General features: G+C 47.2%; 24 protein-coding genes. 6 read left to right on the top strand and 18 right to left on the bottom strand.

Going from position 1 to position 25103, the window contains the following annotated elements; genetic code table 11:
- Nucleotides 1–8: 8 nt before the first annotated feature.
- The 11 genes from FE785_RS09470 to metK all read right to left on the bottom strand — a co-directional run bounded on the left by FE785_RS09470 (nt 9) and on the right by metK (nt 10244).
- Nucleotides 9–1292 (bottom strand): dihydroorotase, encoded by a 1284-nt coding sequence (locus tag FE785_RS09470; protein WP_138565514.1) that lies wholly within the window; start codon nt 1290–1292, stop codon nt 9–11.
- A complete protein-coding gene (locus FE785_RS09465) occupies nt 1289–2332 on the bottom strand; it encodes an aspartate carbamoyltransferase catalytic subunit (protein WP_138565513.1) in 1044 nt (347 codons plus the stop codon). The genes FE785_RS09470 and FE785_RS09465 overlap by 4 nt, the downstream gene beginning before the upstream one ends.
- Nucleotides 2329–2841 (bottom strand): bifunctional pyr operon transcriptional regulator/uracil phosphoribosyltransferase PyrR, encoded by a 513-nt coding sequence (pyrR, locus tag FE785_RS09460; protein WP_138565512.1) that lies wholly within the window; start codon nt 2839–2841, stop codon nt 2329–2331. The genes FE785_RS09465 and pyrR overlap by 4 nt, the downstream gene beginning before the upstream one ends.
- A gap of 61 nt (nt 2842–2902) precedes the next feature.
- Nucleotides 2903–3316: a Holliday junction resolvase RuvX gene (gene ruvX, locus FE785_RS09455; protein ID WP_138565511.1), complete on the bottom strand. Its 414-nt coding sequence runs from the start codon at nt 3314–3316 to the stop codon at nt 2903–2905.
- A complete protein-coding gene (locus FE785_RS09450; RefSeq protein ID WP_138565510.1) occupies nt 3309–3875 on the bottom strand; it encodes a YqgE/AlgH family protein in 567 nt (188 codons plus the stop codon). The genes ruvX and FE785_RS09450 overlap by 8 nt, the downstream gene beginning before the upstream one ends.
- Before the next feature lie 8 nt (nt 3876–3883).
- The gene (locus FE785_RS09445; protein ID WP_138565509.1) at nt 3884–4948 is read right to left on the bottom strand and encodes an FAD:protein FMN transferase; all 1065 of its coding nucleotides are present in this window, start codon (nt 4946–4948) and stop codon (nt 3884–3886) included.
- Nucleotides 4949–4962: 14 nt separating this feature from the next.
- A complete protein-coding gene (gshB, locus tag FE785_RS09440) occupies nt 4963–5925 on the bottom strand; it encodes a glutathione synthase (RefSeq protein WP_138565508.1) in 963 nt (320 codons plus the stop codon).
- A 43-nt stretch (nt 5926–5968) separates the two neighbouring features.
- Entirely contained in the window at nt 5969–7279 is a 1311-nt protein-coding gene (gene gshA / locus FE785_RS09435) for a glutamate--cysteine ligase (protein WP_138565507.1), read from the bottom strand.
- Between the two features lie 111 nt (nt 7280–7390).
- The gene (locus tag FE785_RS09430) at nt 7391–8134 is read right to left on the bottom strand and encodes a 16S rRNA (uracil(1498)-N(3))-methyltransferase (protein ID WP_138565506.1); all 744 of its coding nucleotides are present in this window, start codon (nt 8132–8134) and stop codon (nt 7391–7393) included.
- A 29-nt stretch (nt 8135–8163) separates the two neighbouring features.
- Nucleotides 8164–9015, bottom strand: a complete 852-nt coding sequence (gene metF, locus FE785_RS09425) for a methylenetetrahydrofolate reductase [NAD(P)H] (protein WP_138565505.1) — start codon at nt 9013–9015, stop codon at nt 8164–8166.
- Between the two features lie 68 nt (nt 9016–9083).
- Complete coding sequence (metK, locus tag FE785_RS09420) at nt 9084–10244, bottom strand: methionine adenosyltransferase (protein WP_138565504.1); 1161 nt, start codon at nt 10242–10244, stop codon at nt 9084–9086.
- A 285-nt stretch (nt 10245–10529) separates the two neighbouring features.
- On the opposite strand from metK, the gene FE785_RS09415 reads away from it, so the two are divergent.
- A complete protein-coding gene (locus tag FE785_RS09415) occupies nt 10530–12413 on the top strand; it encodes a GGDEF domain-containing protein (RefSeq protein WP_238696261.1) in 1884 nt (627 codons plus the stop codon).
- Here the strand turns inward: FE785_RS09415 and FE785_RS09410 are convergent.
- Complete coding sequence (locus FE785_RS09410; protein ID WP_138565503.1) at nt 12410–14824, bottom strand: EAL domain-containing protein; 2415 nt, start codon at nt 14822–14824, stop codon at nt 12410–12412. The genes FE785_RS09415 and FE785_RS09410 overlap by 4 nt on opposite strands.
- 141 nt (nt 14825–14965) lie before the next feature.
- Complete coding sequence (locus tag FE785_RS09405; protein ID WP_138565502.1) at nt 14966–15862, bottom strand: phosphate/phosphite/phosphonate ABC transporter substrate-binding protein; 897 nt, start codon at nt 15860–15862, stop codon at nt 14966–14968.
- A gap of 192 nt (nt 15863–16054) precedes the next feature.
- Here FE785_RS09405 and purE point away from each other — a divergent pair, with 192 nt between their 5' ends.
- Together purE and FE785_RS09395 are read left to right on the top strand one after the other, a co-directional pair.
- On the top strand, nt 16055–16555 hold the full coding sequence (gene purE / locus FE785_RS09400) for a 5-(carboxyamino)imidazole ribonucleotide mutase (RefSeq protein WP_138565501.1): 501 nt from the start codon (nt 16055–16057) through the stop codon (nt 16553–16555).
- Between the two features lie 219 nt (nt 16556–16774).
- Nucleotides 16775–17881 carry a 5-(carboxyamino)imidazole ribonucleotide synthase gene (locus FE785_RS09395; protein WP_138565500.1) on the top strand — a complete coding sequence of 369 codons (1107 nt, stop codon included), beginning with the start codon at nt 16775–16777 and terminating at the stop codon, nt 17879–17881.
- 32 nt (nt 17882–17913) lie between these two features.
- On the opposite strand, the gene FE785_RS09390 is transcribed toward FE785_RS09395, so the two are convergent.
- The 3 genes from FE785_RS09390 to FE785_RS09380 form a co-directional block, all read right to left on the bottom strand.
- A complete protein-coding gene (locus tag FE785_RS09390; RefSeq protein ID WP_138565499.1) occupies nt 17914–19392 on the bottom strand; it encodes an NAD(P)H-hydrate dehydratase in 1479 nt (492 codons plus the stop codon).
- A gap of 155 nt (nt 19393–19547) precedes the next feature.
- Nucleotides 19548–20318: an undecaprenyl-diphosphate phosphatase gene (locus FE785_RS09385; RefSeq protein WP_138565498.1), complete on the bottom strand. Its 771-nt coding sequence runs from the start codon at nt 20316–20318 to the stop codon at nt 19548–19550.
- Between the two features lie 14 nt (nt 20319–20332).
- Nucleotides 20333–21532, bottom strand: a complete 1200-nt coding sequence (locus FE785_RS09380) for a class I SAM-dependent methyltransferase (RefSeq protein WP_138565497.1) — start codon at nt 21530–21532, stop codon at nt 20333–20335.
- Between the two features lie 302 nt (nt 21533–21834).
- On the opposite strand from FE785_RS09380, the gene FE785_RS09375 reads away from it, so the two are divergent.
- Nucleotides 21835–22299 carry a FliG C-terminal domain-containing protein gene (locus FE785_RS09375; protein WP_138565496.1) on the top strand — a complete coding sequence of 155 codons (465 nt, stop codon included), beginning with the start codon at nt 21835–21837 and terminating at the stop codon, nt 22297–22299.
- Between the two features lie 55 nt (nt 22300–22354).
- Complete coding sequence (locus tag FE785_RS09370; protein WP_138565495.1) at nt 22355–22822, top strand: FliG C-terminal domain-containing protein; 468 nt, start codon at nt 22355–22357, stop codon at nt 22820–22822.
- On the opposite strand, the gene folB is transcribed toward FE785_RS09370, so the two are convergent.
- Complete coding sequence (folB, locus tag FE785_RS09365) at nt 22806–23189, bottom strand: dihydroneopterin aldolase (RefSeq protein WP_138565494.1); 384 nt, start codon at nt 23187–23189, stop codon at nt 22806–22808. The genes FE785_RS09370 and folB overlap by 17 nt on opposite strands.
- 142 nt (nt 23190–23331) lie before the next feature.
- Here folB and plsY point away from each other — a divergent pair, with 142 nt between their 5' ends.
- Complete coding sequence (gene plsY / locus FE785_RS09360) at nt 23332–23958, top strand: glycerol-3-phosphate 1-O-acyltransferase PlsY (RefSeq protein WP_138565493.1); 627 nt, start codon at nt 23332–23334, stop codon at nt 23956–23958.
- 62 nt (nt 23959–24020) lie between these two features.
- Here plsY and tsaD read toward each other — a convergent pair whose 3' ends face one another.
- The gene (gene tsaD / locus FE785_RS09355; protein WP_138565492.1) at nt 24021–25046 is read right to left on the bottom strand and encodes a tRNA (adenosine(37)-N6)-threonylcarbamoyltransferase complex transferase subunit TsaD; all 1026 of its coding nucleotides are present in this window, start codon (nt 25044–25046) and stop codon (nt 24021–24023) included.
- Between the last annotated feature and the right edge of the window lie 57 nt (nt 25047–25103).

Below are 25103 nucleotides of genomic sequence, written 5' to 3'. Positions count from 1 at the left end.
TAATACTATCAGGCGTTTTGTTTGAATACCGGACGCCCCTGGAATAGGGTCTGTTCTACTTGTCCGACAAATTCCCAGTTGGCGAAAGGCGTGTTTTTGCCTTCACTAAGCATGTTCTCAGGGATCAGTGTCCAAATCGCTTGTGGGTCGACAATGGTAATGTCCGCCGACATACCTTCATTAAGGTTACCGGTAGGGTGGTTAATGATTTTTGCCGGGTTGTGGGTCACACAACGAATCGCGGTCATTAAATCCAACTCACCTTCATGTACCATTTTCAACAATAACGGTAACAGGGTTTCCAGACCGCTAATACCCGGAGCACTTTCGCCAAAAGGTAACTGTTTGGCGTCTTTTTCCAAAGGGGTGTGGTCACTGACAATCGCATCAATGACACCGCTTTTGACCCCAGCAATTAGCGCTTGTTTGTCCTGCAAGCTTCGCAGTGGCGGGCTGACATGGAACAGACTGTTAAAGCCCATTACATCCATTTCGCTGAGTTGCAATTGGTGAATCGCGACATCACAGGTGACCGGTAGACCACGTTTTTTGGCTTCGCGAATCAGCTCCACAGAGCGAGCGCAAGAGATTTGTGAAAAGTGCACGCGTGCGCCACTTTCCTCAACCAGAATCAAATCACGAGCTAAGGCGGCGGTTTCCGCTTCCGCAGGGATGGCCGGCAGACCTAAACGCGAGCTCACCGGACCGCTGTGAGCGACACCGCCATTTTTCAGCTGTTGGTCCTCACTGCGTAAGATAATGGTTATATCTTGGCTGGCGTTATAATCGAGCGCATTTTTCAGTGTCAATGCATTTTGAATGGGTAGGTTTGCTTGGCTTAAACCAATGCAGCCGGCCTGAATCAATGAATAACTGTTGCTCAGACGCTCGCCCTTGAGTTCTTGTGTCAAGGCACCGATCGGCATCACATAAGCGGTTGCCGCTTGGCGAGCACGGCGTTGCAGCAACTCGGTTACCGCTTGAGTATCATTAACCGGATTAGTGTCCGGAGGGCAGCAGATACTGGTAATGCCGCCGGCCACCGCCGCTAAGGTTTCACTGGCAATATTGCCGGCATATTGGCTGCCCGGCTCACCTAAACGTGCTCGTAAATCAACCAGTCCGGGTAAAATCCATTTTCCGCTGGCATCAATTTCCTGATCGGCGGTAAAGCCTTCAGGCGCTTCATCACCGACAGCAAGGATTTTGCCGCGCGACAGGTAAACGTTGGTGACTTTATCCAGATTTTGACTTGGATCGATAACACGACCCTTGGCAATAAGATGTCTCACTGATTGTCCTCCGCAGTATCCTCTAAGTCGAGATCGGCTTGTTGCTGTTGTTCCAGTTGATGTTGTTTTAGCTGGGCGGCATTGCTCATAATGATCGACATCACCGCCATACGCACGGCAATACCGTAGGTGACCTGTTCAAGAATCACCGATTGCGGACCATCGGCGACCGCCGAGTCGATTTCCACACCACGATTGATCGGTCCCGGGTGCATGACAATGGCATCCGGTTTCGCCAGCTTAAGACGTTTTTCGGTTAAGCCATAGAGCTTGAAAAACTCTTTTTCACTTGGGATCAATGCGCTGGTCATGCGTTCGTTTTGCAGACGTACCATGATAATGACATCAACGTCTTTGAGGCCTTCTTCCATATTGTGATAAACGTGAACTCCCATCGCTTCCGGATGAGATGGCATCAGAGTCTTTGGACCGATAACGCGAATTTCACGAGCTTCGAGAATGCTTAGGGCCTGAATCTGCGAGCGTACTACACGTGAGTGCAAAACATCACCGACAATCGCTACCTTGAGGTCGTAGATATCGCCCTTGTGTTTACGAATGGTAAACATATCGAGCATCGCTTGTGATGGGTGGGCATGTTGTCCGTCACCGGCATTGAGGACATGAACATCGGGAGCGACATGTTTGGCAAAAAAGTGCGCCGCGCCGCTTTCGGAGTGACGAATAACAAACATATTCGCCTGCATCGCTTGCAGGTTCCACATGGTATCAAGCAAAGACTCGCCTTTTTTGGTCGCCGAGGTCTGGATATCCAAGCTGGCCACATCCGCCGAAAGACGTCTTTCGGCAATTTCGAAAGTGGTGCGGGTACGGGTACTTGGCTCGAAAAACAGGTTCATAATGCTTTTACCGCGCAGTAAAGGCACTTTTTTAATATCGTTGGTCGCCGGGTTGATAAAAGATTCGGCGGTATCGAGAATTTCGGTTAGGTGGTGGGCCTTTAAGCCTTCCAAGGTAATAAAGTGCTTGAGTTTGCCCAGTTCGTTGAGCTGAATGTTTGGGCCTGCCAATTTACTCATGCAGATTCCTCACTGTTTTCAATCAGGGAAACGGTTAATGGTTCTGGACCAGATAATTTGATCGCTTGCGACGATTCTACGGTAGTGCCGATAATGTCGGCCTGAAACGGCAATTCACGCCCGCCGAGACGATCAATCAGAGTAACTAGCGTGACACTGGCAGGGCGACCGAAATCAAAAATCTCATTTAGCGCCGCGCGAATGGTGCGTCCGGTATAGAGGACATCGTCAACCAGGATAATATGTTGATCATCAATCGGCCATGGAATATGTGACGGTGCTACCGATGGCGACAGACCTTTTTGGGAAAAGTCATCGCGGTAAAAGGCGATATCGATAACCCCGAGTTCATCCGGTAGTTGCATTTTTTCATGCAGGGCTTGGGCAATCCATTCGCCACCTGTGCGGATACCAATCATTTTCGGTGGGCTGGTGAAAATCGAACGGCTTTGTAATTGTTGGCTAATCTGTTCGATCAGTTGTGGAACATCAATATTGAGTTCAGACATTAGAAATCCTAACCTAAGATGGTTGAAATCGGTTGCTATTATGCGTTATTTAAACAGTTCGCTACGCAGATTGTAACCAGTTTTCCAATAAAATTTGTGCCGCATGGTCATCGATATGTTGTTGTTTTACTGCGCGGTTCTCGGCTTCCACAGAGCTTAATTGTTCTTCGATGTAAAAAACCGGGCGCTGATAACGTCCGCTTAAACGCTGGCCGAATTTGCGTGCCGGTTGTGTTAGTGGCTGTTCACTGCCATCCAATCGCATCGGCAGACCGACAACAATCGCTTCGGGTTGCCATCTTTCAAACAGTGCGCTGATATGCTGCCAGTCGGGTTTGCCGTCCTGACTCGCGACAATCGCTTCCGGAGTAGCGGTTTGGCTAATGGTCTGCCCGATTGCCACACCTATTCGACGCAGGCCGAAATCGAACCCGATGACAATGCCTTCGATATCTTGTTTCTGCCGTTTAGGCATTGCCGGCCTCGCGGCTTAAAAATTCAGGAGAAACGCCCAAGGTACCCAGTGCAACCTGCCAGCGCTGTTCAATCGGGGTCTCGAACATCAGGCTTTGGTTAAACGGAATGGTCAGCCAGCAGTTTTCCTGTATCTCTTGTGCTAATTGACCGGGTTCCCAACCGGCAAAGCCAAGGCAGACAAGAAAGTCGCCATCGACTTCGTTATCACTCAGTGCCTTCAGGAAGTCTTCGGAAACCGTCATCGAAATATTATCCGGCAGGTGCATTGAGCTTTTCCACTCATGGCGGTCCTGATGCAGAATAAAACCGCGTTCACCATCAATCGGACCTCCGGTAAGCACTATTTGATTATTGATGTCGTTGCTGTTGGCAACCGATAAATCAAAGTGTTCCAGTAGATCGGACACAACCAATTTATGGGGTTGGTTGATTACCAACCCCATGGAGCCGTGTTCATTGTCTTCCGCCAAGTAAATAACGGTTTTTTCAAACCAGCTATCGTCAAGAGAGGGCATGGCGACAAGAAAATGGTGTTCTAGGGAGTTTATCTGCTTCATAAGCCGAATTATAGCAGTTTCACACGCTGCGCCATGGCTTTTGTTTGTATGATTTTGCCCTCTTGGGTTATCGCAAACACCTTGGTAATGGCCATACTCTGAGCAATCTCCTGCCAGTGTTCGGGACCTGCCACCAATAAAGCGGTTGCGGCCGAATCGGCGCTGGTCGCATCGCTGAAGATAACCGTTACCGAAGCGAAGCTTTGCGCCGGGTAGCCGGTTTTTGGATTTAGGATATGCGAGTAACGTTGATCCTGCCAATCAAAATAGCGCTGGTAAGTCCCAGAGGTTACCACGCTTTCACCGCCCTGTAAGCTAAGGCTGGCAATTGCCCGGCTAGGGTTTTTAGGGTCTTGAATGGCAATTTGCCAAGGTTGTTTATGTTCAAGATCTTTTTCTCCCAAGGCTTTCATATCGCCGCCTATGCTCACCAATGCATGCTCAATGCCATGGTTTTGCAGGGTCTCCAAGGCTATGTCGATTGCCAGCCCTTTGGCGTTGCCGCCAAAATCTAGGCTCACATACGGATTGTCACTGACAAGCCGTTGGCCGTTGAAATGAATATCGAGAATGGACGGCGACTGTGCCAACCAATTGTTGATTTGTTGTTTCGCAGGTGGTGGGCCTTGCCATTTGTCACTATGAAAACCCCATAGGGCGATGAGTGAGCCTATACCCGGGTCAAATAGGCCTTGGCTTTGTTGGCAGAGTTGCTGGGATTTGATAATAAATTGTTTAACCGAGTTATCAACCACAATGCTTTGCCGTTGCTGAATCGCTTGATTGATTTTGCTGACAATGCCGCCTTTTTCCCAAGCATGCCACGCTTTGTGGAACTGTTGAAAGCGTTGTTCTACCTGGTGGATCGCTTGGTTGGCGGTCTGTTTGTCGCTGTGGTAGATGGTGATGTCAACTTGAGTGCCAAAAACCAGAAATTGCGCTTTAATCGGCACGGCGGCTTTATCGCAAGCACTCAGTAATAAAGCAAATAGCGATAAAACCAATAGTTTTTTTAATGCTGTCAATCGAGTGGACATAAACAAGTAAGCGCTATGAGCTGTTAGGGTTGGCATGCTAACTCGGCTGACTAGATGCGCTCAGCCAATTGTGCTTCGAGGCAGTCGAAGAGTTGACCAGCGATATTGAGATCAAATTGTGTATCCAGTTCTCGAATACAGGTCGGGCTGGTGACATTGATTTCGGTGATATAGTCACCAATTACATCGAGGCCGACAAAATAAAGGCCTTTGGCCTGTAAAACCGGAGCGATTTGCTGGCATAGCCAACGCTCTCGTTCTGTAATCGGCATACCGACCCCGCTGCCGCCAGCGGCAATATTGCCTCGGGTTTCACCTTCGGCAGGAATGCGAGCCAAAGTGTAATCCAAAGGTTCGCCGTTAATCAGCAAAATGCGTTTATCGCCTTGTTTGATTTCCGGTAAATAGGTTTGCGCCATAATGTGATGCTGGCCATGGTTGGTCATGGTTTCAATAATCACACTGATATTCGGATCATCCTGACGAACGCGAAAAATCGATGCACCGCCCATCGCATCAAGCGGTTTGAGAATGGTGTCTTGATGGTTCTGGACAAATTCACGCAATTTATCGGCATTGGCGGTGACTAGAGTTGGCGGTATGCATGCCGGGAACCAGCTGGCAAATAGCTTTTCATTGGCATCACGCAGGCTTTGCGGTTTATTGACCACCAGCACGCCTTGGGCTTCGGCCAGCTCCAACATATGCGTGCTGTATAGATAGTCGTTATTAAACGGCGGGTCCTGACGAATCAGGATGATATCGAGTTCCTTTAGCGCTATATCGTAGCTGGCACCAAAACCGTAATACTGTTCGCTTTTTGCTCTGTCCCAGACCTTTAATTCGCTGATCAGCGCATTCGGTTCTGCATTTTTAAGATAGATGTCTTCTGGCTGCATATAAAACAGCTTGTGACCGCGTCTTTGTGCTTCCAAAAGCATGGCAAATGAGCTGTCTTTATGTGGCTTGATATTCTCAATCGGGTCCATCACTATGCCGACATTTAAACTCATCGCTTTTCCTTTTTTTAATTGGTTGGTGTGCAAGTGGATGCGCTTATATCGCATCAATTTGGGTAAGTGAGCCTTTCGCTTCGGCGATTTCTCTTGCTGCCGCCAACAGTGCCAGACGAGCAATTACCCCATAAGCATAGAAGCGGTTAGGTGACGCATCCGGGTTTTGGGTTTCATCCGGTACAACCCCAGATTCGGCAAATGACAAAGGTTCAAAGTGCATTCCCGGCGAATTCAGGTTGTCTGTCGCGGTTTTACCTGTATGGACACGATAGAAGCTACCGATGACCTGACTGCCGATCATATAGACAACCGGTTCGGCAACCGCATCATCCATTTTCTCATAGGTATAAACCCCTTCTTGCACCAGCATCTGCTCAACCTGTAGACCTTCTTTGACTGAGGCCATTTTATTGCGCTGTTTGCGGTTGAGGTTCAAGACGTCATCGGCGCTGTTGACCGACATGATCGCCATACCATAGGTACCGCTGTCGGACTTCACAATAACAAACGGCTTACAAGCGATATTGTGGGCATCGTAATCTTTTTGTGTCTGTTCCAGTACCTTGTTTACCGTGCCTGCCAGCTCTTCCAGACCGGTACGCTCCTTAAAGTTGATCGGACCACAAGAGATCGAAGTCGGGTTGATCAGCCACGGATCAAGCCCGAGCATTTCGGCAAAGGCTTTAGTCACCACCGAGTAATGGGCAAAGTGTTCGGTTTTGTAGCGATCGGCCCAACCCAGTTCCAAAGGCGGCAATAGCGTCTGTTCAATGTTTTCCAGAATTTCTGGACGGCCGCCGGATAAGTCATTATTCAGTAATACCGCACAAGGAAAGAAACCTTCGACACCAACGCGATCATCTTTGCGTTCAATCGGTTTTAACAGTAGTTGGTTGCCGGAAGGCAAATCGATTTGCATCGGCTCGGTTAAATCGGCCATTAAAGAACCTATATGCACTTCATAACCGGCCGCTTCGATGATTTCCTTTAATGAGTAAAGGTTTTCCAGATAGTAGGTATTACGAGTATGGTTCTCGGGAATAATCAATACGCCATCGGCAATCGGGCAGGCTTGAGTGACTGCCGTTTGTGCGGCATGAACCGCTAAAGAGCGTAGATCCGGATGGAGGTTGTTGAAACCTGCTGGAAACAGATTGGTATCCACCGGTGCCAGTTTATAGCCGGCATTACGTAAATCGACCGAAGCGTAAAACGGTGCAGGGGTGTTTTTAAACTGTTTACGAAACCAAGATTCGATTTGTGCACGGTTATCTAAAAAGTGTTTCTCCAGTTCCAGAAGCGGACCTTTAAGGGCGGTTTTTAGATGCGGTACTTGCGTAGTTAACGACATAGATAATCTCTTCGAATCTTCGGTTTATGGTTAGTGTTTTTTATTATACGTGAGATAGGCCTTGCTTTGAAAAGCCTATTTTCAATTAGCTGGATTTTGAGGCAGAGCGGCTTAAAAATCTCCCCAAAGGGCTTGCATAATCGCCAGTAAGGCCGGGCCTGCGGTTTCTGTCCTCAAGATTCGAGGGCCCAATTGGATTGCTGTCAATCCGTGGGCACGGGCTTGTTCGACTTCACTTTCACTGAGGCCGCCTTCAGGCCCCACCAAAATTTGGATATTTTGCTCAAAATCGGGCGGGCTGAGCTGCTTTAATTGTGACTCGGCATAAGGGTCGAGAACAAAGCCTTGGACTTTATCCGCACCATTGAGCTGTTCCAGCCAGTCACTAAAGTCGATAATCGGCAAGATTTCCGGTACGTGGGTGCGGCCACTTTGTTCACAGGCGTTGATGGCGATGGTTTGCCATTGCTGGCGTCGTTTTTCCAGCTTATCGCCGCTAAGTTTTACCTCGCAACGTTCGCTGAAAAGCGGTTGGATATGATGAACCCCGAGTTCAACCGCTTTTTGAATGCTGTAATCCATGCGGTCACCACGGGAGATACATTGCACCAGCAAAGTGTTGAGCGGTGAGTTGTTGTCTACCTCGGCGACTTCATCAATAAAGACCTCGGCCTGGCGGCGGCCCTGAACCTGTAAACGACCTTGTGCGACTTGTCCGTAACCATTAAACAGCTCGACCTTGAAATCGTTTTTGAGGCGAAGTACGGTGAGCACATAGTGGATTTGCTCGGCAGTTAATGACAATAACTGCCGAGCCTGGTAGTCAGCGGGAATATAAAGTCTGGAGATACGCATGAAACGGCGGCACCTGAAATGTGTTCGACTTATTTAAAGCTTAAGGATTTGACGATTTCCAAAGTCGGCTCAGTGCTGTTCATACTGTAAAAATGAACCCCCGGCGCTCCCGCGTCAAGTAAACGTTGCGACAAGTCCATCACCACTTCCTTACCGAAGTCTTGCAGACTGGCCAGATCGTCTTCAAAGCTTTCCAGACGGCATTTTAACCAGCGAGGCACTTCAGCACCGCAGCCTTCCGAGAAACGGATCAGGTTTTCATAGTTGGTAATCGGCATAATACCCGGCACAATCGGGATATCGATATTATGGCGTTCACAGTTGTCGATAAAGTACAGATAGCTGTCGACATTAAAGAAGTACTGGGTAATCGCCGAATCCGCACCTTGATCAACCTTATGCTTGAACCATTTGATTCCGACTTCGCAGTTACGCGCCTGTGGATGGGTTTCCGGATAGGCGGCGACTTCCAGTTTGAAGGTGTCACCACGGGTATCTTTGATAAATCTGATCAGATCGCTGGCGTATTTGAATTCACCCGGGTCCATCATTCCCGACGGCAAATCACCACGCAAAGCAACAATACGTTTGATGCCCATGGCTTCATAGGTATCAAGCAATTCGGTCACGCTTTCTTCGCTGGCCCCAATACAGGTTAAGTGCGGCGCTGCATCAAAGTTGGTGTTTTGCTGAATATAACGCACGGTTTCCAGGGTACGTTCCTGAGTGGTTCCACCAGCACCGTATGTCACCGACATATATTCCGGGTTTAGTGTGCCCAGTTCTTCAACAACGGTTTTGAGTTTTTCACTGCCTTTTTCGGTACGCGGCGGAAAAAATTCTAAACTAAATTTCTGTTCGTATTTTTGTTGAGATTTCATAAACTCTCTCTTGTTTGGATCAAGCCGCTAGCGGTAAGACCTTCAGGCGGCTTGATTGTTTGGCTGTATTACAGCCCGGCATCTCGGCGTAAAGCGTCGGCCTTGTCTGTTTTTTCCCAGGTGAAATCATCCAGCTCACGACCGAAGTGACCGTAAGAAGCGGTTTGCTGGTAAATCGGACGGTAAAGGTCCAACATCGCGATCAAACCTTTTGGACGTAAGTCGAAGTGCTCGCGAACCAGTTGCTCGATGAGTGTGATATCGACTTTCTCAGTGCCGAAAGTATCGATGCTGATCGAAGTCGGCTCGGCAACACCGATGGCATAAGATACCTGGATTTCACATTTATCCGCCAAACCGGCGGCAACGATGTTTTTCGCGACATAACGTCCCGCATAAGCGGCTGAACGATCCACTTTTGACGGATCCTTGCCGGAGAAAGCGCCACCACCGTGACGAGCCATACCACCGTAGGTATCAACAATGATTTTACGTCCTGTCAAACCGGCGTCACCGACAGGGCCGCCGATAACGAAACGGCCGGTAGGGTTGATATGGAATTGGGTTTCTTTATGTAACCATTCTGCCGGTAATACCGGTTTGATGATCTCTTCCATCACCGCTTCACGCAGTGTTTTATTGTCAACTTCCGGGCCGTGCTGGGTTGATAATACCACAGCATCGATACCGACCGGCTGGCCGTTTTCATAACGTAAACTGATCTGGCTTTTCGCATCCGGGCGCAACCAGTCGAGACGACCGGATTTACGCACAAACGCCTGACGTTCCATCAAACGATGCGAATAATAAATCGGTGCCGGCATCAGTACTTCGGTTTCATTGGTGGCATAACCGAACATCAAGCCTTGGTCACCGGCGCCTTGTTCATGGTCTTCGGTGTCATCAACCCCCATGGCGATCTCAGGCGACTGTTTACCGATGGAGGACAATACCGCACAGGTCGCACCGTCAAAGCCGAGATCACCATGGTTATAACCGATATCGGTCACCACTTTACGGACCAATTCCTCCTGGTCAACCCATGCATCGGTAGTGATCTCTCCACCTAGAATAACCATGCCGGTTTTGACAAAGGTCTCACAGGCAACACGAGCCTTAGGGTCCTGTTTCAGGATGGCGTCAAGCATCGCATCGGAAATTTGGTCGGCGATTTTATCTGGGTGGCCTTCTGAAACCGATTCAGAAGTAAATACTGTAGTTTTTGTCATAACGGATTCCTCGAAATGGAAATAAAAAACGAGGTACGGAATGCTGCTGGGAACAAATAATAAAGGAGGGTTCCTCGCTTTAGCCGTACTTTTATATAGCGCCCGCAAGCTGATATCAAATCGGCGCATGGCGCTATTATCCAATATTTGCTTATGGGGTTCAAGCCGAGGCTGAAAATAGCTTTTTGCTGGTTCTTGTCACGACACTGTCAATTCAGTGTCATCTGCTTGTCATCGCGGTTTTTTATCATGGCGGCAATATTTTCACTGGATTTGGAATAAGTGATGGATCTCAGATCAATGCCTAATTTATCGGTTTTAATTGAACAAACCATCAATCTCAATGCCTCGCAGAACTTGTTGTTGCAGCAGAGCCAATTGGGGCGTGAGTTATTGGAGATATTCTCCCAGCAGAAGTTGCAGTGTGTTTTTCAGCCGATTATTGATTTACAGCGTAAAAAAATCTGTGCCTTTGAGGGGTTGGTGAGAGGGCCTTTGGCTTCACCTTTGTATCATCCGCTAAACCTTTTTGGCGTTGCCGAAGAGCATAATGTGCTTTATGAGCTGGACAACTTTGCCCGGGTTTCAACCATTGCCGAATTTGCCAGACAGGCGCTGGAAGATGAACCATTGCATCTGTTTTTAAATATTTCGGTAAATGCCGTATTGAACTCCGCTCACCAAAAGGGAGTGACATTGGAGGCCTTGAAGTATTTCGGCTTGTCGCCGGAGCGCGTGGTCATTGAAATTACCGAGTTGCAGCCGATAGAGGATTTTGAACTGTTCATTGAAGCGATTAATTATTATCGCTCGATCGGTTTTAAAGTGGCGATTGATGATTTGGGCAGCGGTTATAACGGCTTGCGGGTTTGGTCGGAAGTGCGTCCTGATTTTGTCAAAATTGACCGCCATTTTGTCAATGATATTCATCTCGATAATGATAAGCGCATTTTTATGCAAACGCTTCTGACACTGGCTAAAAGCATGGGTACCCGCGTGGTTGCCGAAGGGGTCGAGTCGGAATCCGAATTGGAAGTATTAACCGAACTCGGTGTCGATTTGGTGCAAGGTTATCTGTTTAAAAAGCCGGAAATGGAAATCAATCATCAATTGCTTTACCAGTGGCCGCAAACACCGCTCAACAAAGTGGTCTTGCAGCAGAATGAGACGGTGGAGGGATTGGCGATCGAGTATCCTTCCGTCAGCAGTGAGCAATTGTTGCATAGTGTTTCCGAGCAATTTTTGCAGCGTCCTGATACCGACTGTTTCCCGGTGGTTGATAAAGGGATTGTGCAGGGCATGATTTGGCGTCGCGATTTAATGGATTTACTGGCAAGGAAATTTGGTCAGGAGTTGCATGGACGAAAGACTGTTGCCAAGATTATGGATAAAAAACCGATAGTTGTTGATGCCGGTTCATCCCTGGTGGAATTGAGCCGTTTGGTCACCGACGGACAACATCATTTCACTAAAGATGCTTTTATTATCGAAAAAAACGGCCAATATCTCGGCTGTGGTAATTTTCGAGACCTGTTGAGACAGATCACCGACTTAAAAGTCCAAAGTGCTCAGCATGCCAACCCTTTATCCGGCCTGCCTGGCAATGTGCCGATACAAAAACAGCTTAAGCGTTGGATAGCGCTTCAGCAGGCATTCTTTGTCATGTATATCGATGTGGATAATTTCAAGCCCTTTAATGACTATTACAGCTTTGAAGAGGGCGATAACGTCATTTCGTTGATTGCCGATATCATCAATAAAACCGTGCCGCAGCATCAAATCAGTAGCGCGCAGAGTTTTGTGGGTCATATCGGTGGTGACGATTTTGTCGTGATGGGGCTCGATATTGAGCATTATCAGCATTGGGCGAGTAGGATTCTTCGCTGTTTCGAGCAACGAATTAAGGATTTCTATCGCTTGCAAGATCAGCAGCGAGGCGGCATTGAAGGTCGCGGCCGTGATGGTGTGACACAATTTTTTCCGGTGATGACCTTATCTATTGGCGTTGTCGAATTGTCTGCCGGACAGGTGCAGCATGCTCAGCAAGTCGCTTCTATGGCGACCAAAGCGAAGAAATTCGCTAAGCGCCTGCAGGGTAACAGCGTTTATCTGTTTCAGGAGGAAGGGAGTGTGGCGAACTCTGAGAACATTGATGAGCAGCTGGCTTAGAAGTCAATGTTTTCCAGTGGGCTTGGCTTGTGATAGTAATAGCCTTGGGCATAGTCGATACCGGTTGCGGCAAGCCAGTCGCTTACCTCTTTGTTCTCGACAAATTCGGCCACGGTTTGAATGTTCATTTCATCGCTGATTTGATGGATTGCACGAACCATCGCGGCATCCACCTTATCCTGCATAACATCGAGAATAAAGCTGCCATCGATTTTGACGAAATCAACCGGTAGTGATTTCAGCCAGCTGAACGATGAAAAGCCGGCACCGAAGTCATCCAATGCAAGCATACAACCTTGATGTTTGATGCGGTTCAAAAACGAAATACAGGCCGACATATGGGTGATGGCGATGGTTTCGGTAATTTCGAAACAGACCTTGCTGTTGATTTTCGGGTCCTTAGCGAGAATTTCCAATAAGCTTTCGATAAAGGCGTCATTGTTCAATGACTGACCCGATATATTGATATTTAGGCGTTCGATCTTATCGGCATGGATTTTCAGCCATTGGAAGGATTTTTCGACAATGTACATATCCAAACGCCACATCAGATTAAACCGTTCGGCGGCGGGCAGGAATTGGTTTGGCGTAATAATCTGACCGTCTTCGTCTTCCAGACGCACCAAAATCTCCAGACTCTTCTTGTCGGATTCTTTCTGTAACGGAATGACTTGTTGGGCAAACAGCATAAAGTGTTCGTTTTCAATTGCGCGCTTAATGCGGTTAACCCAGTCCAAAGTGGAGAATTCTTGGTTAAGCGTCTGGTCGTCCTCTCTAAAGATATGGATTCGATTACGACCTTGTTCCTTAGCGATATAACAAGCGACATCCGCCTGACTCATAATATTGGCTTTGCTCATTGCGCCTTGGAACAGGGTGATTCCGATACTGGTGCCGATATCGAAAACACGATCTTCCCAGATAAACCGGTGGGCGAATACCGCAACGCGGATTTTTTCAGCGATGCGTTCAGCATGCTCGACATTGCAATTTTCCAATAAAATGGCGAACTCGTCGCCACCGATACGCGCTAATAAGTCACTTTCGCGCACTTGTTTTTCCATGATGGTGGCGATTTGCTTAAGCAGTTCGTCACCGGCGGAATGGCCAACCGTATCATTTACCACCTTAAACTGATCCAGATCGATATAGATCAAACAATGCTGTAAGGTGTCGTCTTCAAGATTGCGTTCAATCAATTGCTCCAAACGGTTTTCAAACGCTTGACGATTATAGAGGTCGGTCAAGGTGTCATGCATCGCCTGCCAAGTCAGTTTGCTGCGAAGCTGACGCGCTTCGGTGGCATCATGGAATACCAATACGGCCCCGACGATCTCGCCTTTATTATCGACAATCGGTGCGCCGGAATCTTCAATCGAGATTTTCTCTCCGGCATGATTAATCAATACGGTGTGGTTGGTGAGGCTGATAATCTTTTGCTGTTGCATGCTGCGAAGCGCGGGATTGAAGGCCGGTTCCATCGTCGTTTCGTTGTAGATTTTGAAGACTTTTTCGATATGGATGCCTTCTGCGGCAAAATTGCTCCAGCCGGTCAGTACTTCTGAGACCGGGTTCATATAGGTGATCAAGCCATCTTTGTTGGTGGTGATGACACCGTCACCAATGGATTTTAAGGTGATCTCCAAACGTTCTTTCTCGGAAAAAAGCTCTTTTTCTTTGTTGTTTAGGTTGTTGAGCATGGCCTGAAAGTTATTCGACAAGGTTTGCAGCTCGTCTTTACGGTCCATTGATACCTTGATGTCGCGTTCGCCGGCACGCACTTTCTGGGTGGTTGAGATTAAACTGTATATCCCTTTTGTTAAGCCGTTTCCGAGACGCCAGGCAAAAAAGGTTCCGATTAGAATAGCGGCCAGTGTATAGAGCAACCCTTCAATGGTGATAAATTGAATGCTATCGAAAATGTGTTTGCGGCTGATGTGGATACGTGCCCAGCCGATCAATGCATTATTCACGGTAATGGGGGCGGCGATATCGATTTCTCTGGGAGAGTCCTGAAAAATGGCCAACTCGAGATTCTGTGAGGCCTTATCAAGTATGTCGCTATTGATGTATTTACCGATGTGCTGGCTGGTTTCCACTTCTTTGTGGTGATAGGCAATGATTTTGCCGTGTTTATCGGTGATCATCGCAAAAACCAGATTCGGTTGTTGGCTTTGGGAGCGCATGATCTCTTCAAGACCCGCTAAGTCACTCGACAACACCCAGGGAATGCTGTTGGTGGCAAGTGTTTTGGCAATCCCCATGGTTGACTGGGTAGACTCTTCGACAAGAAAGCTTTGCTGTCTATGTACCAGATCGGTGACAAAGATCGTCATCAAAATCGCATGCAATAGGGCAACCGCGAGAATTAACCGTGATTTAATTGAATGATGCCATTTGCGGGGTTTCATGCGTATTTGTATGCCTATCGATTTGAATCTGAAGTAAATTTCTGGCCTAGTCTATACGGAGTGCCGTCTCTTAAGGATTCAATTATTAACTATTTACCACAATAGTTCTATGAAAAAAAAGGTAATTATTTTCCTAGGTCTCTATTGTAAGGGCCGTATGGTTCTGGAAAACTCTTCGGTAAAGTTACGCACTATACTGTAGGTGGCATTGTCCGCCAGTTCATATTTAGATAAGTACATGCCTGCCAAAATTTGTTTGCCTTCCACGGTCGTGTGTAATGTGCTCAATAATTGACGTACCTGTTCGGCATGCTCGGGATTGACGTCATTTCTGACAACGACACTGTTATTCGGTAATGATTGGGTTTGCCAAATGACTTTGAGCTGTTTTTTCAGTTCCGGGCGTTCTTCTGAGAGCGCTTTCCAAGGAGGTGGCCAGGTAGCCCCGGCAGCGGTCGTACCCAAGAATACATTCATAATCGATGATTCTTGAGAGCCGACATATTTATTGGAGATGTCTTTGTTGATATCCAGGCCGTGCTTTTGCAGATAATACTGGGGCAGGATGGTTGCCGCTAATGCCGTTGGAGCAGGGTAGCTGACCGTCTTGCCTTTGAGATCGAGCGGCGATTCAATATTACTGTCTTTGCGCACCAGGATAATACCTTTAAAATTTTCGTCATCACCCATTTTGGCGATAACATGATAGCCGCTATCTATGGCCAATAATGTCTGGTATGGGTTCGGCAGGGCAAAAGGCACTTCTGCATTGACCAGTTTGTCATCAAAGGCGGCATAGTTTCTGGAGGCTTCAACCTTAAAGGTGACACCAGGCATTCGCGCATTCAGGTAATCCATCAACGGATTAAATACATCAAACAGTCTTGTCGGGTTATGCAAAGGGTGGATAGCGAACCGGTATTCAATGTTTTCTAGCTTTTTGTCTGTGGAGAGTTTGGGCGTTGCGACATTGTCATTTTGGTCGGAACATGCGCTAAGCAGAAAAGTGATGCTGAACAGTAGGGCTAGAATTCTCATGTGTTGAAAGCCTTGTGTGGTACTTTGAGTCATTCTAGCAATAGATAAGCCTGTTTGATATGAATCGTAATAAAAATATCTTATTGCTTTATTCTCAATGACTTATTTTGACTTGTGCGCGTATCTAATTACTTGACTTTTTGATCATTACTTGTAAGATTGACCGCTTTTCCAGAATTATGGTAGACAAACATGAGTGACTCAAATCAGCCTTTAGTTGGTGTTATTATGGGATCCAAGTCGGATTGGCCGACTATGCAACATGCTGTAGAAATGCTTAGTGCCTTCAATGTTCCACATGAAGTCAAAGTGGTCTCTGCGCACCGAACTCCTGATTTGATGTTTGAATATGCAGAAACAGCTGAGCAGCGTGGTCTGCAAGTGATTATTGCCGGTGCTGGCGGTGCTGCGCATCTGCCGGGAATGGTGGCGGCAAAAACGCTAGTGCCTGTTTTAGGTGTGCCGGTTCAATCAAGAGCCTTAAGTGGTCAAGATTCTTTATTGTCCATTGTGCAGATGCCCGGTGGTGTGCCGGTAGGTACTTTGGCAATCGGTGAAGCCGGAGCCAAAAATGCTGGGATTCTTGCGGCACAAATCGTGGCCAATCAAAATGCGGATATTCGCAAGGCGCTGCATGATTTCCGCAATACACAGACTAATACGGTATTGGAAAGCCCAGATCCGCGTATCTAGTCGCGAAAATTCCAGGCTCTGATTGTTGAGCTATGGATCGATCCTAAAGTTTAGAACCGTAATGATAGGGAGTTTGTTAAAATGCCCGTCATTACGGTTTTGTTTTTTTAGCGCTTTATTTTGTTAACCGAAAAAGTGTTTATCGACACAGCTTTTAATGGCTTTTGAGAAGTTAAGTTTTAAATAAGTCGCTTTTAATAGTTTTTGGAGAATTCAGTTATGACCCCAATTACAAAACGCATTGGTGTTTTGGGTGCCGGCCAGTTAGGTCGAATGATGGCGATCGCCGGTTATCCGCTAGGCCAAAAGTTTGGTTTCTATGCGATGAGCGCAGATGAGCCATCGGCGTTGTTGGGGCACTGTTTTACTCAGGCTGATGATGTCGACTCGATTGCGCGTTTAACCGAGTTTGCCGATGTGGTCACCTATGAGAGTGAAAATACTTCGGTCGAACAGGTGCGTGAAATCGCCAAAACCACCCCTGTTTATCCCGCGGAAAAATCGCTATTTGTTTCCCAGCATCGCGGCCGTGAAAAGGGCATGTTTGATCAGTTGGAGATTCCTTGTGCGCCCTATAGAGTGATTAATTCGCTGGCGGCTTTAAAGTCAGCGGTTGATGAGCTTGGGTTGCCGGCGGTGCTAAAAACCACGACCGAAGGTTATGACGGTAAAGGGCAGTTTGTTCTGAAACAGACAGAGCAGACTGAGCAAGCTTGGCAAGCTCTGGGAGGGAGAGAGTTGATTCTGGAAGGTTTCGTCTCTTTCCAGCGAGAGTTGTCGATTGTCGCGGTACGTAATGCCAATAACGAGCATGTCTATTACCCTTTGGTACAGAACGTACATCATGATGGCATCTTACGTTATACGGTTGCACCGGCTAGAGATGTTTCCGATGAGGTGCAGAAACAAGCCGAAAGCTATATGCAGAAATTGCTTGATGAGTTAGATCATGTTGGCGTTCTAACGCTGGAATTATTTGAAACGCTGGATGGTTTGGTGGCTAATGAAATGGCGCCAAGAGTCCATAATTCCGGGCATTGGACCATTGAAGGCGCCAATACTTGTCAGTTCGAGAACCATATTCGAGCTATTAGCGGTTTGCCGTTGGGTGATACATCGACACGTCAGCCAATTGCCGCGATGATTAATATCATTGGTGAAACCGGCCCGGTGGAAAAGGTCTTGCAAATGCCGAATGCTCACCTGCATCTTTACGATAAAAGCGAAAGAGCGGGACGTAAGTTGGGTCACATCACCATTACTGCTGAGAACGAAGATAAGCTTTATGAGCAGATTAAAGCGCTAAACGATTTTCTGCCGAAATAAGCCCTTTCTTTGCAGGGGCCTTTTAGTTTTCCCTATCTATAGACTAGCAACTGACTGATGGTTTGCGCTAATTCGGACGGCAAAACACTGATTTGCCCTTGCTGTTTGGCAACAATGTCGCCTGCATGAGCATGAAGGGTGACGCCTAAGCAAGCGGCCGCGAAAGGGCTTACGCCTTGCGCTAAAAAAGTCGCGATACATCCGGTGAGAACATCTCCCATGCCGCCAATCGCCATACCTGGATTGCCTGCCAAGCATATTTCCAAGTGTTCACCATCATAAATCAGTGTGCCATTGCCTTTTAAAACAATAATGCCGCCATAACGCTCATGCAAGGCCTTAACGGCCTTGACTCGATCATTTTGTATTTCCTGATTGGAACAACCGAGCAAATAAGCGGCTTCGCCGGGATGTGGGGTGAGCACCCAATTACTTTGTTGTTGGCAGATGCTGTTATCTGCTAATAATTTGAGAGCATCGGCATCAATGACCTTGGCTTGTGGCAAATCCAAGGTTTCGTTAAAACGCTGCTGTGCCCATAAATCCGTGCCTAATCCCGGGCCTATGGCGATAGCGTTGCTTAACGCCGCCTGGCTTGCCATAGCGGTTTTGTCATAACACATCAACTCCGGCTGATTCTGGGTAATTGCGGTGAGGTGTGATTTTCTGGTGATGATTTTTACCAGCCCTGCACCGCTTCTCAGACTTGCCAGGCCCGCTAATTGAATGGCTCCCATCATATTGTGATTGCCACCAACCAGACAGACGCTGCCGGACATGCCCTTGTGTTGTGAGGGTAAACGTTTAGGTGTCTTTTTTAACCAGTGTTTCAGACTGTGATTTTGCGCCAGTGGCGGGAAATTTTCGTAACTGCTCTGTTTGAGAAACAGCGGACTAAAATGAACCTTGCCACTGAACTCCTGGCCTTGATGGGTATATAGGCCGATTTTTTGGCTGATAAAGGTGCAGGTTCGGGTAGCTTTGACCGCATGGCCTAACACCGTGCCAGTGTCGGCAGAAAGACCGCTGGGGATATCAATCGCCAGCACGGGCTTGTTATGTTGATTGATGATTTCAATCGCGTCTGCATAATCGGCCTTAGGTGCCTGCCGTAAACCTGTACCGAGCAAAGCATCGATAACAAGGTCGGTCTGGGCAAGGCTTTGCTGTGCCTGGATTTGATCAAAAGGCTTTATTGTCAAGCCGAGTTGCTCGAGTTCGATCAGCGCTTGTTTGGCTTCGTTGCTGATTTTTGCACGCTCACCGACAATAAATACATCCAAATCATAGCCGGCAATCATGGCTAATTGGGCAATAACGAAACCGTCGCCGCCATTGTTGCCTGTGCCGCAAAAAACGGTTAAATGCTTGCTGTCGGGCCAGAACTTTTCCAGAGTCTGAAAGCTAAACAAACCGGCGCGTTTCATTAAAAGTAAGCCGGGAATATGTTGTTTTTCAATGGCAAAGCGATCTATTAAACGGCTTTGTTCGGCATTGTAGAATTGCATCATTGGCGGCTTTTTCCTTAAGGCTGTGCAGCTCGATAATATCGGGTCTTTAGCACATACTACTGCAAATGGTTAGTTTGTGACAGTGTTGCATTAAGGGGGATGATTGGGTTGACCGCTCGGTATGAGAAAGCCGAGCGGTAGCGTTGTCGGTTGTTTTAGACAAACCAGATTAATAATGCCAGACCGAATGCAATCCGGTAGATGCCGAACGCATTAAAGGTGAAATTTTCCAGAAACTTAATAAATAGGGTCATGGTCAGATACGCGGTGATATAGGCGATGATAAAACCGACAATCAAAGGGGTCCAGCTGGTATCGACAAATTCTTGATAGTTCTTCAATAAATCCAAACCGGCGGCTGCAGCTAAAACCGGCAGGGCGAGCAGGAATGAGAACTCGGCAGAGGCTTTACGGTCAAGGCCTGCTAGCATGCCGCCAACAATTGAGGCGCCGGCGCGACTGGTACCTGGAATCAGTGCGAACATTTGCGCGATCCCGATCCCGACAGCCTGTTTACGGCTTAGGTTTTCTATATCGGTGGTGCGCACAGATGTTGAGCGCTGATAGAAATATTCCATGACCAAAAAAATGATACCGCCGATAATAAAAAACCAGGCTACAATCTCCAGAGTAAACAAGCTCTTGATAACATCGTGGAATAAAAATCCGATAGCCGCGATTGGCAGGAAAGCGATCGTGACATTAATCCACAGGTTGAGATGTTGTGGTGTGAATTTCTCGCGATAGTGCGAGAAGATCGCCATAATCGCCGCTACTTGGATTATGACTTCAAAAGCCATGTTCTGTTTGGTTTGCTCCAGTCCCAGCCATTGGCTGACGACGATCAGGTGGCCCGTCGAAGAGATCGGTAGAAACTCGGTCAAGCCTTCAATAATGCCGAGAATCGCGGCCTGAAAAATGTCCATAATATCTCCTAAGATTATAGTTGGTGGCGCAGGTCGCGAATACTAAAGCCGCTTAAGCTGTCATCAAAGTTCTTTGTTAAGGCAATGACCTTAAAGGTTTCTCCCATTTCATCGGGTAGAGTCAAGGTCTTGATTTGCTGCGCGGTTTTTAATTGCAGCGTGATATCGTCATCTTGGTCATGAGCCATGTCGAGTAAACCGCTGGCCATCAAAAAATGCGCCTGGGTCGTATAACCGGCTACTTTAAAGCCGCTGTCATAAGCGCTTTCAGCTACTGCGGTGAAGTCAACGTGCGCAGTGATGTCTTGTAAGCCTGGATAGAAAAACGGGTCTTGATGGGCGCGATGCTGATAGTGGCAACGCAGCGTACCCATAACGCGTGCCGGCTGATAATACTCATCGCGGCTATAACCGTAATCGATCAGAATAACGGCGCCTTGGGCGATAATATCGCTCAAGCTCTGCAACCAAGGACCGATATTCAGGTTGATTTCCGTTTCGTAGCCAAGTTCTGAAGGCTCACCAATGTGTTTGATGAGCTGGTTGGCGAAACGCTGCAGGTTTTTTTCGGTAATCGGTTGGTAGTCCCAGACTAATTTTTGATTGTTTTCATCCCAGCCGACATAACCTTGCAAGGCACGGTCGGATTCAATGCGTAAGCGCTCAAATGGCATGGCATCAAGCACTTCGTTGGCAAGAATTACCGCTGTAATCGGTTTGCTGGGTAAGTTATCAAGCCAGACGACCTTGTCAAACCAGTCCTCTGTCAGGTGTTGTTTCAGGTTCTCTTGTTGGCGTTGACGTAAATCGGCGCTCAATTCGACGATGTAATAGCGCTCTAGAGGTTGCTGTAATGCTTTAAGTTCTAGCAGAATGTCTTTTGCCATGGTGCCTTGGCCGGCGCCGAACTCAATAATATTGGGGGTTTCCAGTTGTTCGAGTATTTGGCTGGCTTGTCTGGCTAGACAGCGTGAAAACATCGGGGAAATTTCCGGTGCGGTAATAAAGTCACCCTGTTGGCCAATCTTAGGCAAGCCCCCTGCATAATAGCCTAGTTGCGGAGTATAAAGGGCCATTTCCATAAATTGAGCAAAGCTCAGTTGTTTATGTCGATTGAGGTATTTGACTATTTTGTCGGTTAATAGCTGACTGTGGGCTTTGGCTTCGCTACTGGGTTCGGGAAGGCTTTTGACACGATTACGGGTTTGAGGCATGAAATTGTCCAAGCGTTTGGCAAAATAAATGGGGTTTTAATTTAATCTTGCTTTGAGTTCTTTGCTTAGCAAGATGATCATGTTTTTATCGCTCCTATTATGCAATAAACACGACAAGGCGGCTAGGGCATTTAATAATTGGCGAAGATATTGCTTAAGCTTTTATGTTAAAAATGAATCAATTATTATTGATCGGGCGCTTAAATATGTCAGCCGGTCTTATTAGTTGTTGTCGGATAGCTTATAATCCGGCTAAACGGCCCGAGTTAGTCAGGCAATCGCCAAACAGAAAGAGATGGCTTATGCGAGTAGGTATTAAAAAAGTTCAAGAGAATGAGTGGTTGGTGCATATCGGGCCGGCATCCATTAAATTGGATCATTTCTCGGTGGCTCTACTGAATATTACTTTACAGAATATGTTGGCGCTTGAAGATGGTGCGGAACACTCTAGCTCAAACAGTTATATTGAATTGGGTTTGCGCATTAAGGAATTAAAAGCACTCGATGTACAGAAATTATTGCACGAATTGGATAATGCCGATTTGGTGGTCATGATGCAGGTGGCCGAAGACAACGATTTAAATAGCTTGATTATTAATAATTCCGGTGCCATTTTGGCAAAACAGCTTGAGATGGATTTGCAAGCCAAACGCCAGTTGGATGAGGAGCAGGCCAAAGATGCCATTCGCCGTATAGTGATGAAGATGTTCGAGCTGGAGGGTAAAGGTCAAATCGAGTTTATCAATGAGAATACGCAGTACATTTGAAAATTTATTGGGCAATGGCGACAGTTAACAACGATATTAAAGCAAAGAGTTGATCATGGAAGTTTCAGCACATAAAACAAAAAGTGGTGAGTATCAGTTGGAAATAGGGCCAGTGACCTTTGAATTGACTGCGGATGCCACGGCCGCTTTAAGCAAGGTGATTTCACAACGTTTAAGTCAAAGCGGTTTGGATGCTGAAAATTTACACCGAAAATTGAAAGCCTATCGCGCGGTGGCCAATAAGCTGGCTTATGCGGATGATGCGATTATTCAGAAGTTTTCTACCCAGCTTGCGCCGGAACAGTTGATTACGCTGGTACGTCTGGCAGATGGCGACTCCTTATACAACAAAGTGGCGCGCAATCTATCCAAACAGAATCGTCGTCAATTTGAAGATGATTTCAACGGTTTAAATAAAATCACCGAACATGCGGCATGCCTGCATATGGAGCAGATCGTTCCGCTGATCAAAAAAACCGCCCAAGAGCAAAAAGCCTTACAAGAGATTAACGACACCGGGTAACTTTCAAGCCGACCGTATCGGTCTGTTCAACCGCCATCGGCTTACTGACTTTAAGTCGAATCACCATCACCGTTGGATGTTTGCTGAATATCTGCTCACAGATCTGTTCAACCAGTGTTTCCAATAGTTCAAACTCGCTGTTTTCAACAAATTCAATCACTTGGTCACAAACGGTCTTGTAATCGACCGTTTGCGTAATATCGTCGGTCATGGCGGCCGATTTCAGCGGTAAATCCATTTCGATATCGAAAATCAACGGTTGGCGATTGGCGCGTTCCCAATCATAGATGCCGATAATCGCTTGGGTCTTCAAGGCTTCGATATAGATGGTATCGAGCTGTGAATAAAGTAGAGAGGTGAGGTTCATGAGCCGTCTCCTTTGGATCAGTTAACAACCAATTATATCGGCTTTTAGCTAAAAAACCTGTCTGAATCTGTGCAGAGTTGGCCTTGATTGAAGTAAAATCATGCACTCTTTAATGCAAATATCCGACGGTTAAGGAAGTTAAATGGATGTTTTAACACTCGTATTTATTGTAGTTGCCTATTTATTGGGGTCGATTTCCACGGCAATTATCGTCTGCAAGCTGATGAACCTGCCTGACCCTAGATTGGATGGTTCGGGTAACCCCGGGGCAACCAATGTCTTGCGTATCGGTGGCGAAAAAGGCAAAAAGGCCGCGGCTATCACTTTATTTGGCGATATGCTTAAAGGTTTGTTGCCTGTCGTAGTGGCGCACCTGCTTGAGCTGGCGCCGTTGGCGATTGTTTTAGTCGGTTTTGCCGCTTTTATCGGTCACCTTTATCCGTTGTTTTTTGGCTTTAAAGGCGGTAAAGGCGTGGCGACCATGCTGGGGGTGATGTTTGGATTATCGTTGCCGATCGGTCTGGCGGTTGCCGGAACCTGGTTGTTTGTTGCCAAGGTGTTGAAGATTTCATCCTTGTCAGCTTTGGTGGCTACCATCCTTGCCCCTGTTTATATTTACTATCTGGCGGAGCCGGATCAACAGCAGGCTTGGATTACCGTGACGGCTGTGATGACCTTGATTCTCTTTTGGCGACACAGAAGTAATATTCAGCGTTTGCTGCGCGGTGAAGAGAGTTTGATTAAAGCGGCAAAAGATAAAGCCGACTAATCAATTATTAGAAATTAAAAAAGCCGGCATCTGCCGGCTTTTTATTGGGGATGAATTTCACTTTAAACCGCGGGCAGCTCTTCCAGTGACCAGCGTGGTGTGGTGGCGAAATTCAGATCTTGGCTTTGTCCGGCTAATAGGCGTTGTGCACCGGCATAGGCAATCATGGCGCCATTGTCAGTACAGAACTCCAGGCGAGGGTAGAAGGCTTCGCCTTTACGTTGTTGCATCAGTTTGTCGAGTTGATAGCGAATTTCACGGTTGGCGCTTACACCGCCTGAAACCACTAAACGATTGAGGTTTTCTTGTTCCAGCGCGCGCTTACATTTAATGCGTAAAGTGTCGGCTACCGCCATTTCAAACGCGCGGCAGATATCGGCCTTGGTCTGCTCGGTGGCATCATTGTCCTTTTTCGCCTGATTCCAGGTATTAAGCGTGTAGGTTTTCAAGCCGCTAAAACTCATATCCAATCCAGGACGGTCAATCATCGGGCGTGGAAACTTATAGCGATCGGGGTTGCCTTGTAGGGCAAGATTGGAAACTTTCGGGCCACCCGGGTAACCCAATCCGAGCAATTTGGCGGTTTTATCGAAGGCTTCTCCTGCCGCATCGTCTAGAGTGTCGCCAAGCAGCTTGTATCGACCAATGCCATCAACACGGATAATCATGCTGTGTCCACCGGAAACCAGTAAGCAGATAAAAGGAAACTGCGGTTGTTGTTGTTCCAGCATCGGTGCCAGCAGGTGGCCTTCCATATGGTGTACGCCGACGGCAGGAATGTTTAGGGCGAATGCCATACTGCGCGCGACCGAAGCACCGGCTAATAAGGCACCGATTAAGCCCGGCCCAGCGGTGTAGGCGATGCCATTCAGATTGGATTGGTCTAGATTGGCTTGTTTTAAGGTTTGCTGAATCAATGGTGTCAGTTTGCGAATATGATCACGTGAAGCGAGTTCCGGGACGACGCCACCGTATTCGGCATGCAGAGCCATTTGGGTATAAAGAGTATGGGTTACCAAGCCTTTATCTGTGTCATAAATAGCGACACCGGTTTCGTCACAAGAACTCTCAATTCCTAATACAATCATGCTCTACTCTTATGGGTTTGCGTTCAAAGTGGCTGAATTTTAACAAAAACTCATAAA

It is taken from the genome of Thiomicrorhabdus sediminis (assembly GCF_005885815.1).
Classification (GTDB): Bacteria; Pseudomonadota; Gammaproteobacteria; order Thiomicrospirales; family Thiomicrospiraceae; genus Thiomicrorhabdus; species Thiomicrorhabdus sediminis.
The sequence above is the reverse complement of the archived record's forward strand: the minus strand, read 5'-3'. Positions and strand labels throughout refer to the sequence as shown.

Bases quoted from the DNA above. Each gene is read 5' to 3' on its own strand.
- purE (WP_138565501.1), top strand. From the start codon at position 16,055: ATGAGTGACTCAAATCAGCCTTTAGTTGGTGTTATTATGGGATCCAAG.
- FE785_RS09390 (WP_138565499.1), bottom strand. From the start codon at position 19,392: ATGATGCAATTCTACAATGCCGAACAAAGCCGTTTAATAGATCGCTTT.
- FE785_RS09385 (WP_138565498.1), bottom strand. From the start codon at position 20,318: ATGGACATTTTTCAGGCCGCGATTCTCGGCATTATTGAAGGCTTGACC.
- FE785_RS09410 (WP_138565503.1), bottom strand. From the start codon at position 14,824: ATGAAACCCCGCAAATGGCATCATTCAATTAAATCACGGTTAATTCTC.
- metK (WP_138565504.1), bottom strand. From the start codon at position 10,244: ATGACAAAAACTACAGTATTTACTTCTGAATCGGTTTCAGAAGGCCAC.
- gshA (WP_138565507.1), bottom strand. From the start codon at position 7,279: ATGTCGTTAACTACGCAAGTACCGCATCTAAAAACCGCCCTTAAAGGT.
- tsaD (WP_138565492.1), bottom strand. From the start codon at position 25,046: ATGATTGTATTAGGAATTGAGAGTTCTTGTGACGAAACCGGTGTCGCT.
- FE785_RS09370 (WP_138565495.1), top strand. From the start codon at position 22,355: ATGGAAGTTTCAGCACATAAAACAAAAAGTGGTGAGTATCAGTTGGAA.
- FE785_RS09450 (WP_138565510.1), bottom strand. From the start codon at position 3,875: ATGAAGCAGATAAACTCCCTAGAACACCATTTTCTTGTCGCCATGCCC.
- FE785_RS09415 (WP_238696261.1), top strand. From the start codon at position 10,530: ATGGATCTCAGATCAATGCCTAATTTATCGGTTTTAATTGAACAAACC.
- FE785_RS09405 (WP_138565502.1), bottom strand. From the start codon at position 15,862: ATGAGAATTCTAGCCCTACTGTTCAGCATCACTTTTCTGCTTAGCGCA.
- FE785_RS09380 (WP_138565497.1), bottom strand. From the start codon at position 21,532: ATGCCTCAAACCCGTAATCGTGTCAAAAGCCTTCCCGAACCCAGTAGC.
- FE785_RS09445 (WP_138565509.1), bottom strand. From the start codon at position 4,948: ATGCCAACCCTAACAGCTCATAGCGCTTACTTGTTTATGTCCACTCGA.
- FE785_RS09430 (WP_138565506.1), bottom strand. From the start codon at position 8,134: ATGCGTATCTCCAGACTTTATATTCCCGCTGACTACCAGGCTCGGCAG.
- FE785_RS09375 (WP_138565496.1), top strand. From the start codon at position 21,835: ATGCGAGTAGGTATTAAAAAAGTTCAAGAGAATGAGTGGTTGGTGCAT.
- ruvX (WP_138565511.1), bottom strand. From the start codon at position 3,316: ATGCCTAAACGGCAGAAACAAGATATCGAAGGCATTGTCATCGGGTTC.
- FE785_RS09465 (WP_138565513.1), bottom strand. From the start codon at position 2,332: ATGAGTAAATTGGCAGGCCCAAACATTCAGCTCAACGAACTGGGCAAA.
- folB (WP_138565494.1), bottom strand. From the start codon at position 23,189: ATGAACCTCACCTCTCTACTTTATTCACAGCTCGATACCATCTATATC.
- pyrR (WP_138565512.1), bottom strand. From the start codon at position 2,841: ATGTCTGAACTCAATATTGATGTTCCACAACTGATCGAACAGATTAGC.
- plsY (WP_138565493.1), top strand. From the start codon at position 23,332: ATGGATGTTTTAACACTCGTATTTATTGTAGTTGCCTATTTATTGGGG.
- FE785_RS09395 (WP_138565500.1), top strand. From the start codon at position 16,775: ATGACCCCAATTACAAAACGCATTGGTGTTTTGGGTGCCGGCCAGTTA.
- metF (WP_138565505.1), bottom strand. From the start codon at position 9,015: ATGAAATCTCAACAAAAATACGAACAGAAATTTAGTTTAGAATTTTTT.
- gshB (WP_138565508.1), bottom strand. From the start codon at position 5,925: ATGAGTTTAAATGTCGGCATAGTGATGGACCCGATTGAGAATATCAAG.